Annotated in this window: 13 protein-coding genes; 7 read left to right on the top strand and 6 right to left on the bottom strand. The window is 71.4% G+C overall.

Features of this window, described 5'->3' with window-relative positions:
* Window positions 1-50: 50 nt before the first annotated feature.
* Together B7P34_RS32455 and B7P34_RS32450 are read right to left on the bottom strand one after the other, a co-directional pair.
* Window positions 51-1,472, bottom strand: a complete 1,422-nt coding sequence (locus B7P34_RS32455; protein WP_106681753.1) for an MFS transporter — start codon at window positions 1,470-1,472, stop codon at window positions 51-53.
* A 27-nt stretch (window positions 1,473-1,499) separates the two neighbouring features.
* Window positions 1,500-1,877, bottom strand: a complete 378-nt coding sequence (locus tag B7P34_RS32450) for a MarR family winged helix-turn-helix transcriptional regulator (protein WP_223268453.1) — start codon at window positions 1,875-1,877, stop codon at window positions 1,500-1,502.
* A gap of 544 nt (window positions 1,878-2,421) precedes the next feature.
* Between B7P34_RS32450 and B7P34_RS32445 the strand changes: the two genes are divergently transcribed.
* Window positions 2,422-3,090, top strand: a complete 669-nt coding sequence (locus B7P34_RS32445; RefSeq protein ID WP_106681752.1) for a VC0807 family protein — start codon at window positions 2,422-2,424, stop codon at window positions 3,088-3,090.
* A 57-nt stretch (window positions 3,091-3,147) separates the two neighbouring features.
* Window positions 3,148-3,339, top strand: a complete 192-nt coding sequence (locus B7P34_RS32440; RefSeq protein ID WP_030369064.1) for a DUF1059 domain-containing protein — start codon at window positions 3,148-3,150, stop codon at window positions 3,337-3,339.
* 86 nt (window positions 3,340-3,425) lie between these two features.
* Here B7P34_RS32440 and B7P34_RS32435 read toward each other — a convergent pair whose 3' ends face one another.
* Both B7P34_RS32435 and B7P34_RS32430 read right to left on the bottom strand, forming a co-directional pair.
* The gene (locus B7P34_RS32435; RefSeq protein WP_106681751.1) at window positions 3,426-5,900 is read right to left on the bottom strand and encodes an HAD-IC family P-type ATPase; all 2,475 of its coding nucleotides are present in this window, start codon (window positions 5,898-5,900) and stop codon (window positions 3,426-3,428) included.
* Window positions 5,901-6,031: 131 nt separating this feature from the next.
* Window positions 6,032-6,307, bottom strand: a complete 276-nt coding sequence (locus tag B7P34_RS32430) for a DUF2530 domain-containing protein (protein ID WP_106681750.1) — start codon at window positions 6,305-6,307, stop codon at window positions 6,032-6,034.
* A 280-nt stretch (window positions 6,308-6,587) separates the two neighbouring features.
* Between B7P34_RS32430 and B7P34_RS32425 the strand changes: the two genes are divergently transcribed.
* On the top strand, window positions 6,588-8,060 hold the full coding sequence (locus B7P34_RS32425; RefSeq protein ID WP_106681749.1) for an NCS2 family permease: 1,473 nt from the start codon (window positions 6,588-6,590) through the stop codon (window positions 8,058-8,060).
* A 132-nt stretch (window positions 8,061-8,192) separates the two neighbouring features.
* Here B7P34_RS32425 and B7P34_RS32420 read toward each other — a convergent pair whose 3' ends face one another.
* The gene (locus B7P34_RS32420) at window positions 8,193-9,515 is read right to left on the bottom strand and encodes a DUF418 domain-containing protein (protein WP_106681748.1); all 1,323 of its coding nucleotides are present in this window, start codon (window positions 9,513-9,515) and stop codon (window positions 8,193-8,195) included.
* Window positions 9,516-9,802: 287 nt separating this feature from the next.
* On the bottom strand, window positions 9,803-10,144 hold the full coding sequence (locus tag B7P34_RS32415) for a hypothetical protein (protein WP_106681747.1): 342 nt from the start codon (window positions 10,142-10,144) through the stop codon (window positions 9,803-9,805).
* A gap of 131 nt (window positions 10,145-10,275) precedes the next feature.
* Here B7P34_RS32415 and B7P34_RS32410 point away from each other — a divergent pair, with 131 nt between their 5' ends.
* The 4 genes from B7P34_RS32410 to B7P34_RS32395 all read left to right on the top strand — a co-directional run.
* Window positions 10,276-11,049, top strand: coding sequence for a GntR family transcriptional regulator (locus tag B7P34_RS32410; RefSeq protein ID WP_189383228.1), 774 nt, complete (start codon window positions 10,276-10,278; stop codon window positions 11,047-11,049).
* 17 nt (window positions 11,050-11,066) lie between these two features.
* Window positions 11,067-11,612, top strand: a complete 546-nt coding sequence (locus B7P34_RS32405; RefSeq protein ID WP_106681754.1) for a GntR family transcriptional regulator — start codon at window positions 11,067-11,069, stop codon at window positions 11,610-11,612.
* Window positions 11,613-11,734: 122 nt separating this feature from the next.
* Window positions 11,735-12,259, top strand: coding sequence for a YceI family protein (locus B7P34_RS32400; protein WP_106681746.1), 525 nt, complete (start codon window positions 11,735-11,737; stop codon window positions 12,257-12,259).
* A gap of 118 nt (window positions 12,260-12,377) precedes the next feature.
* Window positions 12,378-12,624 (top strand): hypothetical protein (locus B7P34_RS32395; protein ID WP_223268452.1); only part of this gene is annotated, 247 nt, incomplete at its 3' end.

The following is a 12,624-nucleotide window of genomic DNA, read 5'->3' as shown; positions in this document are numbered from 1 at the left end:
GCGATGGCGCCCCTCGGCCCGGCGAGGGCGCGGCCCTCGCCGGACGGCGGCTACGCCGTGGCCGTCAGCCCCTCCGCGGTCGCGGGCTCGGGCACGGACTCCGGCTGCCGCGGTACGAAGGCCACGTGCGTGTGGCCGCGCCGCAGGTCGACCTTGAGCCGCAGGCCGCCGACCCGGGCCAGGACCAGGCCCACGCCGACCGCCGCGAGCGTGGCGACCGCACCACCGGCGAGGAAGCCGACGCGGGCGCCGTAGGCGTCGGTCACCCAGCCGACCAGCGGGGCGCCGACCGGCGTGCCGCCCATGAACACCATCATGAACAGGCTCATGACACGCCCGCGCATCGCGGGATCCGTGCCGAGCTGGACGCTGGAGTTGGCGGTCACGTTGATGGTGAGGCCGAACATGCCGATCGGCACGAGCAGCGCCGCGAAGAGCCAGAACGAGGGCGCGAGCGCGGCCGTGATCTCCAGGAGGCCGAAGAGCAGCGCGGCGCCGACGAGGAGCCGCAGCCGCGAGCTGCCCCGGCGCGCGGCGAGCAGGGCGCCCACCAGGGAGCCGCCCGCCATCAGGGTGTTGAGCAGCCCGTACGTGCCGGCGCCGGCGTGGTAGACGTCGTTGACGAAGGCCGTGAGCCAGATGGGGAAGTTGAAGCCGAAGGTGCCGATGAAGCCGACGAGGACGATCGGCCAGACGAGGTCGGGCCGCCCCGCCACGTAGCGCAGGCCCTCCCGCAGCTGGCCCTTCCCGCGCGGCGCGCGGTCGACCCTGTGGAGTTCGGCGGTGCGCATCAGCAGCAGCCCGGTGATGGGGGCGACGAAGGACAGGCCGTTGAGGAGGAACGCCCAGCCGCTGCCCACGGCGGTGATCAGCACGCCGGCGACGGCGGGCCCGACCAGCCGGGCGGACTGGAAGTTGGCGGAGTTGAGGCTGACGGCGTTGCGCAGGTCGGCGGGGCCGACCATCTCCACGACGAAGGCCTGGCGGGCGGGGTTGTCGACCACGGTGACGAGGCCGAGGACGAACGCGGTGAGGTAGACGTGCCAGACCTGCACGTGGCCGGAGAGGGTGAGGACGGCGAGCGCGAGGCCGGTGAGGCCCATGGCGGCCTGGGTGAGGAGGAGCAGCCTGCGCTTCGGGTAGCGGTCGGCGAGGACGCCGCCGTAGAGCCCGAGGAAGAGCATGGGCAGGAACTGCAGGGCGGTGGTGATGCCGACGGCGGCGGAGGAGCCGGTGAGGCTGAGGACCAGCCAGTCCTGGGCGATGCGCTGCATCCAGGTGCCCGTGTTGGAGACGACCTGGCCGGTGGCGAAGAGGCGGTAGTTGCGGATTCTGAGGGAACTGAAGGTGCCGCCCTTGGACCCGGGCTCCGGGCTCGCGCCCGGTCGGGTCTCGTGCAGGGCGGCGCTGCGTATGGCGTCGTCGTGGCCGTTCGGTGCGGGTGCGGAGTCTGCTCCGGGTCCCGTACTCAAAGTGGGTTCGCCTCCTCCTGGCGCGTCTTACAGGTGCGCGAGCTTCTCGAGGACGGGTGCGGCGGCGCGCAGCGTCGCCCACTCCTCCTCGTCGAGCCGCCCCACGAGCTCGGTGAGCCAGACGTTCCGCTTGCGGCGGCTCTCTTCGAGCATGGCCTCGGCCCGCTCGGTCTGGGTGACCACCTTCTGGCGGCGGTCCTCGGGGTGCGGCTCCAGCCGGACCAGGCCCTTGGCTTCGAGCAGGGCGACGATGCGGGTCATCGACGGGGGCTGCACGTGCTCCTTGCGGGCGAGCTCACCGGGGGTGGCGCTGCCACAGCCCGCGAGCGTGCCCAGCACCGACATCTCCGTGGGGCTGAGCGATTCGTCGACCCGCTGGTGCTTGAGCCGACGCGACAGGCGCATGACACCGGAACGCAGGGAGTTCACTGCGGCGGTATCGACTTGGGGGTCCCGGTCCGACATATCCTTAGCCTAACTCATTACCCGAACTAAATAAAGTGGATTCGGTGGGGCGGCCGGTGGCACGCGGCACATCGCCGGAAGCAGGCCGCCTGCCGGGCCTCGCGCCCCCTGCGCGGGAGTAAGCGGGGGCAAAACATGCGATCGCCAGGCCATTGCGGCGAATCGGCACCGATGAAGTATGACTGAGGCACCGCTGACAAAAGTCACGGGAGGTCGGTGATCAACGGCACTGCCGGAATCCCCGCCCGGCCGGGAAGGTGGAAGCACCGGAAGCCGTAGGGCTACGGGACCGGACGGGACGGAACGCACCACAGCCTCGGGGGATCGGATCATGAGCGACACGGCAACCGCCACGCACGCACAGGCAGCTGTCACTGATGCGACCGTCGCTGGCGCGGCTGTCACTGATACCGCTGTCACTGATATCGCTGTCGCTGATACCGCTGTCACTGATACCGCTGGCGCTGATGCGGCCGTCGCTGATGTGCCGGCCGTCCCGCGAGGGCGGGCCCTCCGGGACAGCTTCGCGCCGCTCATCGTGGACGCCGTCCTGCCGATGGCCGCGTACTACGCGCTCAGCAAGGGCTTCGGCATGAGCACGGTCGCGGCCCTGGGCTGGAGCAGCGCGCTGCCCGCCGCGCGGACCGTCTGGGGCCTGGCCAAGGAGCGCCGGGTCAACGGGCTCGCCGCGCTGATCCTCGTCGTCAACCTCGTGGGGCTGGTGCTCAGCGGCGTCAGCGGGGACGCCCGGCTGATGCTGGCCAAGGACAGCGCCGTGAGCAGCGTCGTCGGGCTCGTGGTGCTGGTCTCCGCGGTCGCCGGGCGGCGGCCGCTGATGACGACCGGGCTCAAGCCGTGGGTCGTCAAGGGCGATCCGGCGCGGCTGGCAGCGTGGGACAGGCTGTCGGCCCGCGACGCGCGGTTCCGGCGCACCGAGCGGGCGTTCTCCGTCGTGTGGGGCAGCGCGCTGCTGGCCGAGTGCGTCGCGCGGGTCGTGGGCGCGTACACCCTGCCGGTCGACACGATGGTGTGGCTGGGGAACGTGATCCTGGCCGTGGCGATCGTCGTCGCGATGGTGATCGGCGGCGGGCTGGCCGCGGACCCGATGGAGAAGATGGTCGACGCGGAGGCGGCCCGTCCCGCGGCGGGCTGAGGCCCCGGGCCTACGCTGGAAGTGCCGGCCCAGTGAACGGACCCCCGGGAGGCCGTCATGACCAGGAAAGTCGCCGACTGCCGCAGGTTCCCCAGCGAGACAGACTGCTCCCTGACCATCACCGGCGAGGAGGACGAGGTCATCCGCGCCGCCAGCGAGCACGCCGTCTCCGTGCACAAGCACAAGGACAGCCCCGCGCTGCGGGAGCAGATCCGGGAAATGCTGGAGGACGAGCAGGCCAGCGCGTAGCGCCGGGAAGCGCCTCTCCGCAGGGAAACGCCCCTGCCGCCGGGGAGCACCCCCACGCAGGGAGCACCCTTACGCAGGAAGCACTCTTATGCCGGGAAGCGCCGGCCCACCCAGCGCCACGCCAGCTCCAGCGCCGCGGCCGCCGTCGCCGCGATGGCGACGGCGGCCCACGGCATGGTCTCGCCCACCAGCTTCAGCGCGAAGAAGTGCTGGAGCCAGGGCGTGGCGAGCACGACGAGGAAGCCCGCGGCCATCGCCAGGACCAGGCCGATCCGCCACCACGTGTACGGGCGGGCAATGATCGCGAGGACCCACAGCGAGATCAGGAACAGCGTCAGCGTCGCCGCGCTGGTCTCCGCGTCCAGGGCGCCGGGGCCCGTGTAGTAGTGCCGCGCCAGCAGGTACGCGGCGAAGGTGGCGACGCCCGCGATGGCGCCGGCCGGGATCGCGTACCGCATCACCCGGCGCACGAAGTGCGGTTTCGCGCGCTCCTTGTTCGGCGCGAGGGCCAGGAAGAACGCCGGGACGCCGATGGTGAGCGTGGAGAGCAGCGTCAGGTGGCGCGGGAGGAACGGGTACGGCACTTGGGAGCAGACCACGAGGATCGCGAGCAGCACCGAGTAGACCGTCTTGGTCAGGAACAGCGTCGCCACACGCGTGATGTTGCCGATGACGCGGCGGCCCTCCGCGACCACCGACGGCAGCGTCGCGAAGCTGTTGTTCAGCAGCACGATCTGGGCGACGGCCCGGGTCGCCTCGGAGCCCGAGCCCATCGAGACACCGATGTCGGCGTCCTTGAGCGCCAGGACGTCGTTGACGCCGTCGCCGGTCATGGCGACGGTGTGCCCGCGGTGCTGCAGCGCCCCGACCATGTCCCGCTTCTGCTGCGGGGTGACCCGCCCGAAGACCGCGCCCTCGTCCAGCGCGCGCCCCATCGCCTCCCGCTCCGCGGGCAGCCGCCGCGCGTCGACCGGCCCCGTCGCGCCGGTCAGCCCGAGCTTGGCGGCCACGGCGCCGACGGAGACGGCGTTGTCGCCCGAGATGACCTTCGCGGAGACGTCCTGCTCGGCGAAGTAGCGCAGGGTGGCGCCCGCGTCCGGGCGCAGCCGCTGCTCCAGGACGACCAGCCCGGTGGGCCGTACGCCGTCGGTGACGCCCGGGTCGTCCAGGCCGCGCGTGGCGCGCGCGAGCAGCAGCACCCGCAGCCCCTGGGCGTTGAGCTCCTCGACGTGCGCGAGGGCGGGGTCGCCCGCGGGCAGCAGCACGTCGGGGGCACCGAGCAGCCAGGTGGCGCTCTCGCCGTCGGGTGAGCGCAGGGCGGCGCCGCTGTACTTGCGGGCGGAGGAGAAGGGGAGGGAGTCGGTGCACTGCCAGTGCGGGCCGTCCGGCGACGGATAGGCGTCGATGATGGCCTGGAGGCTGGCGTTGGGGCGGGGGTCGGCCTTGCCGAGCGCTCCGAGCACTTGGCGCACGTACGCTTCGCGCCCCTTCTCACCGCCTTGTTCGCCCCCTCGTCCGCCTTCTTCGCCGCCTTGTTCGCCCCCTCGTCCGCCTCCTTCGGCATGCGCCGCGCCGTCCAGCAGCCGCAGCTCGCTGACGTCCATGCCGCCCTCGGTGAGCGTGCCCGTCTTGTCCAGGCAGACGACGTCGACGCGCGCCAGGCCCTCGATCGCGGGCAGCTCCTGAACGAGGCACTGCTTGCGCCCCAGCCGGATCACGCCGATCGCGAAGGCCACGGACGTGAGCAGCACCAGGCCCTCGGGGACCATGGGCACGATCCCCGCGACCATCCGCCGGACGGCCTCCCGCCAGTCGTGGTCCTGGATGATCCACTGGCTGAGGATCAGGCCGATCGCGGTCGGGATCATCATCCACGTCACGTACTTGAGGATCTGGCTGATGCCCGTGCGCAGCTCCGAGTGGACGAGCGTGAACCGGGACGCCTCCTCCGCGAGCTGGGCCGCGTACGCCTCCCGCCCGACCTTCGTCGCGGCGAACGCGCCCCCGCCGGCCACGACGAACGAGCCGGACATGACGGGGTCCCCGGGCCGCTTCAGCACGGGGTCGGCCTCGCCGGTCAGCAGCGACTCGTCGATCTCCAGCCCGTCGGCCTCCAGGACGCGCCCGTCCACGACGCACTTGTCACCCGGCCCGAGCTCGATCACGTCGTCGAGGACGATCCCGGACGTGGGGATCGGGCAGGGCGCGCCGCCGCGGCGGACGGTCGGCCTGGCCTCGCCGATGACGGCGAGCGAGTCGAGGGTCTTCTTGGCCCGCAGCTCCTGGACGATGCCGATCGCCGTGTTGGCGACGATCACGAAGCCGAAGAGGCCGTCCTGGAGGGGCCCCACGACGAGGATGATCAGGAAGAGGACGCCGATGATGGCGTTGAAGCGGGTGAAGACGTTGGCCCGCACGATCTCCGCGGTGGAGCGCGAGGAGCGGACGGGCACGTCGTTGACCTCGCCCCGGGCCACCCGCTCGGCGACCTCGGACGCGCTGAGGCCCGGGTGCGGCGCGGGCAGGTGCTCCTCGGTCGCGGTCTGCGCCGGATCGCTCATGAGTCCGACGGTACGGGGACGCCGGGCGCTCTGCCTTCCGAACGGACGGCAACCGACCGCACTCGGGTACGGGTGCGCGCACCCCATTGAATCCGCTGCATCCGCCGCGCCGGCGGAGGCACCCGCGGCGTCTAACGAGCCGCGTCCGCCGCCCTCCGCGGAGCGGACGCCGCACGGCGGATCGCCGCGTCGCGCTTGCGTACGTACCAGACGCCGATCAGGCCCAGCCCGCCACCGGCCAGGCACGTCCACAGCCACCACAGGTGCCCGTGGTCGTCGAACCAGCCGTAGAAGGGCAGCTGAACGAGGAAGAGGACGAACCAGATGACGGTCCCGCCGGTGATCGTGGCGACGACGTTGCCCTCCAGGGGCTCCGGCGCTTCGTGCCTGGGTGTCCACTTCGTCATGGCCGTAAGCGTAGTGCGTGGGGGTTCGCGCCCCGGCGCGAGGCGGCGGTCCGGGCGGGGCCGCGGGCGGAGCCCTTGGGGCATAAGGGTCTACGCGCGGAGATAGCAATCCCGCGCTTGTTTATTCATACTGAATCGAACGGAAGATGACCGGCTGGTTTTGTTCGATCATACAGCTCACGGCCGGTTCATGATCCACGTTCATGAACCACGTTCGTGATCCCACCGCGTGTCCCCCCGCCGCCTGCGCCCCCGCAGGCCCACCCGACTGAGGTCTCGTATGCCCACCTCGGCCACTTCCCCGGTCGACGCCCAGCAGCCGTCCCCGCCGCCCTCCCAGCCCAAGGGCGCCCTCGACCGGTACTTCCGGATCAGCGAGCGGGGCTCGTCCATCTCCCGGGAGCTCCGCGGCGGCCTGGCCACCTTCTTCGCGATGGCCTACATCGTCGTGCTGAACCCGATCATCCTCGGCGCCGGCCAGGACAAGTTCGGCCACCAGCTGGACAACGGCCAGCTGGTCACCGCCACCGCCCTGATGGCCGGCCTCAGCACCGTCCTCATGGGCGTCATCGGCAACGTGCCCATCGCGTGCGCCGCCGGCCTCGGCATCAACGCCGTCGTCTCGCTGCAGCTCGCACCCAAGATGAGCTGGCCCGACGCGATGGGCATGGTGGTGCTCGCGGGCCTCGTGCTGATGGTGCTGGTCGCCTCCGGCCTGCGGCAGCGCGTCATGGACGCCATCCCGGGCGGGCTGCGGCGCGCCATCGCGATCGGCATCGGTCTCTTCATCTCGCTGATCGGCCTCGTCGACTCCGGCTTCGTCACCCGCAACCCCGACGCCGCGCACACCACCGTGCCCCTGGGCCTCGGCCAGGGCGGCCAGCTGCACGGCTGGCCCGTGCTGGTCTTCGTCATCGGCTTCGCGCTGACGTTCATCCTGGTCGTCCGCAAGACGCGCGGCGCGATCCTCATCGGCATCGTCACCATGACGTTCGTGGCGATCGTCATCAACTCCCTCGCCAAGATCCCCGGCACCAGCTGGGGCCTGTCCGTCCCCCAGGTCCCGGACAAGATCGTGGGTGCCCCCGACTTCGGCCTCATCGGTCACATCAGCCTCTTCGGCGGCTTCCGCGAGGTCGGCCTGCTGACCGGCTGCCTGTTCGTCTTCACCGTGCTGCTGTCGGGCTTCTTCGACGCGATGGGCACGATCATCGGCGTCGGCGAGGAGGCCGGGCTCACCGACGAGAACGGCCAGCTGCCCAACATGGGCAAGATCCTCATGGTCGACGGCCTCGCGGTCGCCGGCGGCGGCCTCGGCTCCGCCTCCGCCAACACCTGCTTCGTGGAGTCCACGGCCGGCGTCGGCGAGGGCGCCCGTACCGGCTTCGCCAACCTGATGACCGGCGGCCTCTTCCTCCTCACCCTGGTCTTCACCCCGCTCGCCACGGTCGTCCCCTCCCAGGCGGCCACGCCCGCCCTGCTGGTCGTGGGCTTCCTGATCATGGCGGCGAACGTCAAGGAGATCGACTGGAGCGACTTCACCATCGCGGTGCCGGCGTTCCTGACGATCATCGCGATGCCCTTCACATACTCGATCACCAACGGCATCGGCATGGGCGTCCTCGCCTTCATCCTGCTGCGGATCGCCGACCGCCGCGGCCGCGAGATCCCCTGGCTGCTGAACGTGGTGGGGCTCTGCTTCCTCGTGTACTTCTTCCTGGACCCGATCGAGCAGATGCTCGGCGTGAAGTAGCACCGCCTGCTTCCTGCTCCGCCCGCCCCCGGCGGCGGCCCGTTCGGGCCGGCGCCGGGGGCGGTTCGTGTTGCGGGGTTCGTGTTGCGGGGTGCGGGGTGCGGGGTTCGTGTTGCCGGGTGCGGGATCCGTCTACCGGTACATCAACCTCCGCAGGACCGCCTCCACCGGGCCCCGCCACCCCCGGCGCTCGAACGCATGCGCCCCGGCCACTGTCACCAGCCACACCCCCACCGCGAACAGGGCCATCGTGGCGCTGGTCAGGTGGGCGCCGATGCCCAGGCCCCAGGCCGTCAGCAACGGGGCGAAGAGCAGCGAATGGGCGAGGTAGCTGGACAGCGACCGCTTGCCGACGGCGGATATCGCCGACACGGCCACCGCCGCCTTCGTCCCGGCTCGCGCCGGCCGCCCGCTCCACCAGTGCACGAACAACGCCACCACCGCGACGTAGCCGAGCCCGGCCCCGTATCCGGTGAGCTCCCGGAGCACCGTCAGCGCTCCGGTCTCGCTCTGTGCGTCGTCCGGCACGTCGAGCGCCCCGACATGGGCGAGCGCCGCGGGCAGCGCACCGAGCCAGCCGACCGCGATGCCGAGCACGGCCGTGCGGCGCAACAGCGGCAGGTGGCGGCCCGGTTCCTCCAGGATGCGGCGGCGCGCGGCCCAGAAGCCGAGCAGGAAGATGACGTAGCCGCCGCCTATCAGGGAGAAGGGGGCCGCGGTGAAGGTGACGAAGAGCCCGGTCGTCAGCCGGATCCCGGCCGCGGCGAACCAGCTCCCCTCGCCCGCACCGTAGGCCGCGGCCCCCGGGTCCGCCCCCGCGTCCCCCAGTGACCCCAGCTTCCCCTGGAGCAGCGCCGATATGACCGGCTGCGCGGACACGAGCACCAGTTGCGCGGCGCCGATCGCGATCCACCACTTCAGGGCGCGGTCGCTCCGCCGGAGGAAGAACGCGCCGAGGGCAAGGCTCAGCAGTCCGTAGTAGCCGACGATGTCGCCCGCCATGAGCAGGGTGGAGTGGGCGAGCCCTATGACTAGCAGGAGGAGGCTGCGCCTGCGCAGGATCCGGACCGCGTCGCGCTCGCCGGCACCGGTGGCGGTCAGGCGCAGGAAGAGCTGCATCATGCCGTAGCCGAAGAGGAAGGCGAAGAGCGGGTAGACGCGGAGGTCGAGCGCCGTGATCATCGCGAACTGCACCGCGTGGTCGAGCCACCCCCCGGTCACGGGCTGCCACCCCGAAGGCCCGTACGCGGACCGCCACAGGTGGAACGCCGTGTTCGACAGCACGATGAACAACAGCATGATCCCGCGCGCCAGATCGGGCGCGAGGGCCCGCTCGGCGGAGCGCACGCCCGCGGGACGCGGAGCCGGGCCCGGATGCGGGCCCGGATGCGGATCCGGATCCGGAGTGCTGCGGGCCGGGGGCTTGCGGGCCCCGTCCTGGATGTCGACCGTCATACCTCGACGCTAGGAAGCCGATGGTCGGCCTGACGTCCCTCTTCCGTCTACGACCGCCTCACTTTCGTCTAGAGGCGCGTCACCTTCTGGGCTGGGGGGACTGACCACGGGGACAGATGGAGTCGCCGCCGAGCCACAGCCCGGGCACCCAGCGCACTTGTACGCCGCGCAGCCCCGCCCGGCTGGTTGCCTTCCGCGCCGAGAGGCCGTCACCCCACCACCCCGCCAGCGGGCCTCGCCGCGCGTGCGGGTGGTTCAGCCGCCGCGGCGGATGACGGTCCGCATGGTCACGCGCCTCCTCCTGCCATGTGCACCATGCGCCAGTGACGGCGCAGAACCACGAGGGCCTCCCCCGTCGTGTACGGGTCGCCTCCGGCAGCGGTCTCGTTGTAGGCGTCCCTCAACTGCGCGCACTCCGCACATCCGTACATCGGACGCGCCCCGGCCGGCCACAGCCCGGCGTCCTCCCGTTCCGCCCGGGTCGCCAGCCGCAACGAGCCGAACGGCGCCTCCCATTCGAGCCCGCCCCCGGGACGGCGCAACGTCACGCGACTCCCCGCGCCCCCGATCACCTGCGCGATCCGCCCCTCACGGGTGTCCACCACGAACGCGCCGACTCTGTACGTCATCACTGTGCACCTCCCAAGGGGAGCGTATCGCTATTCGCGAATAGCAGCAAGGTGCGTGTGACGGCGTCAATCCTCGTCAAGTCGCATACGGTGGGGGCAATAAGGCGGAAGGGCTACAGCCGGAGGACACCGTGGGCAACAGCGAGGCAGGCGCACCAGACCGTCGCTCACTGCATGAGCGGATCGCCGCGGATCTGCGTGACGAGATCATGAGCGGCGACCTGGCACCTGGTGACAACCTGCCGAGCACGACCCGGCTCAAGGCGAGGTTCGAGGCCTCCAGCGCCACGGTGCAGAAGGCGCTGCAACTCCTCAAAGAGGAGGGTCTGATCGTCGGACGCCCTGGAGCTGCGGTCACCGTACGCCCACGCCGGCAACGAACCATGCGGCCCGCCGCCTACATGGCTCCGGCAGATGCCGACGCGCCGTACCGCTGGCTCACCGAGGCGTCGAAGCACGGCGGACGGGCAAGCACCAAGCTGCTGGACGTCACCGAGACCGTTCCCCCGGCAGACGTGGCGGCAGCCCTGGAGCTCGGCGAGGGCGTCACCGCACTGCAGCGGCGCCAGCTCCTGCTCATCGATGACGAACCGGTCGAACTGGTCAAGTGCTACTACCCCTTGGCCATCGCCTCCGGCACCGCCCTCACGGAACGCCGGAGGATCAAGGGCGGCACCCCGACCCTCCTTGCAGAACTGGGGTTTCCGCCACGCCTCAGCGTGGACAGGGTCTCGGCGCGGGTACCGACCCAGGAGGAGTACAGCGCCCTGCAGTTGCCGAGCAGCCTGCCCGTTCTCCGGACGCTCCGGGTGTTGTACAGCGATGACGAGCGGCCTGTTGAAGCGGCAGTCATGGCCAAGGCCGGCCACCTGTACGAGCTGCAGTACGAGTTCACCGCCGAGTAGCCGGACTAGGGATGCGCATGCAGAGTGACACCCGCTGGGTCAGCAGTTCCCTGCCCTACCTCCAGGCCCGCACTGACGGCAGCCCCGACGCATGGAGCGCGGAAACCACCGCGCAGGGGCGGCGTGGGCGGCAGAAGATCGTTCATGCCGGTGAGGTCCCCGCACCTGACGTCGTCGCCGAACTGCTCGGCGTCCCGCCCGGGGAGGCCGTCGCCGTGCGGCGGAGGCTCATGCTGCTCGACGACCGGCCCAGTGAGCTCACCGATACCTACTACCCCGTCTCCATCGCCCGCGGCACCCCGCTCGCCGGGACCGCGAAGATTCCCGGCGGAGCCGTCACCCTGCTCGCCCGCCTCGGGCACACGGGAGCGACCGTACGCGAGGACGTCATCGCGCGGATGCCCACCGACGGTGAGCGGCGGTCGCTCGACACCGCCCCCGACGAACCCGTCCTGCAGCTCACCCGGCTCACCCTCGACCGCACCGGGCGTCCCATCCAGGTGGACGTCATGGTCATGCCCGCCCACCGTCAGCGCCTCCACTACGAGATCGCCCTGCCCTGAGGCGCCCTGCCCTGCGGGTCCCCGCCCTGAGGGTCGTCGATTTGCCGTTCGAGTGAGGGGGAAGCCCGATACCGTACCGGCAAGGGACCGTTGTGCCGGCACCGTCGGGAGGGGACTGTTCCATGGCCACTCGGGGCGCAGACGAGAAGAACGGGCCGTTACCGGGGGTCTATCGCATCGATCCCGAGGCGTCGAAGATCCGGTTCCGGATGCGGGCGTTCTTCGGGCTGTTCCCCATCAAGGGGACGTTCTCCGTGGCGCACGGCCGCATCGCCGTCGCGGTGACCGAGTCGGCCTCCACCGTGGAGGCCGTGATCCCCGTCGACAGCTTCGCCAGCGGGCACGCGCAGCGCGACCGGCACGTCCGCTCAGCCGATTATCTGGACTCGGCGCTGCACCCCGAGATCCGTTTCCACGCCGGCGAGGTCCGGCGGGCGGACGGGGAGGTGACGGTGCACGGCGAGTTGACGGTGCGCGGCGTCACCCGGCCGGCGGTCCTCACCCTGGGGGAGGTCATCGCGGACGGTCCGCGGCTGAGCGTACGGGCCACGACCGTCGTCGACCGCTACGCCTTCGGGGTCACCCACGCCAAGGGAATGACGGGCCGTCGGCTGCGGATCGCCCTCGACGTGGTGGCCGTGCGCTGAGGTCCCGCGCGCTCCCCGCGCCGTCCCGTTCCCCCTGTCACCGCCGTGCGGAACCGGTACCTTCGGGGGGAAAGCGGCCGGTGGTCTCAGGCGGCCCTAGGCGGTCTTAGGGGATTCGGTGGGGATCGAGAGCGATCAGCTTGTGTACGACTATCTGAGCCGGGTCGGTGACATCGCCCAGCGGCAGGCGGAGCTCACCTCCGCGGACCGCATGCGGCTGGTGTCGCGGCTGCGGACGGAGATCGAGCGCCGCAGGGCCTCCGAGGGCGCCGAGACGCCCGCCGCCGTCCAGCGCATCCTCACCGGCCTCGGCACGCCGGACGAGGCGGTCGCCGGCGCGGGGGCCTCGGCGGGGGCCGCCGCGG

This window comes from Streptosporangium nondiastaticum, assembly GCF_003011965.1.
Lineage (GTDB): Bacteria > Actinomycetota > Actinomycetes > Streptomycetales > Streptomycetaceae > Streptomyces > Streptomyces nondiastaticus.
This window is presented reverse-complemented; position numbering and strand designations above follow the sequence as displayed.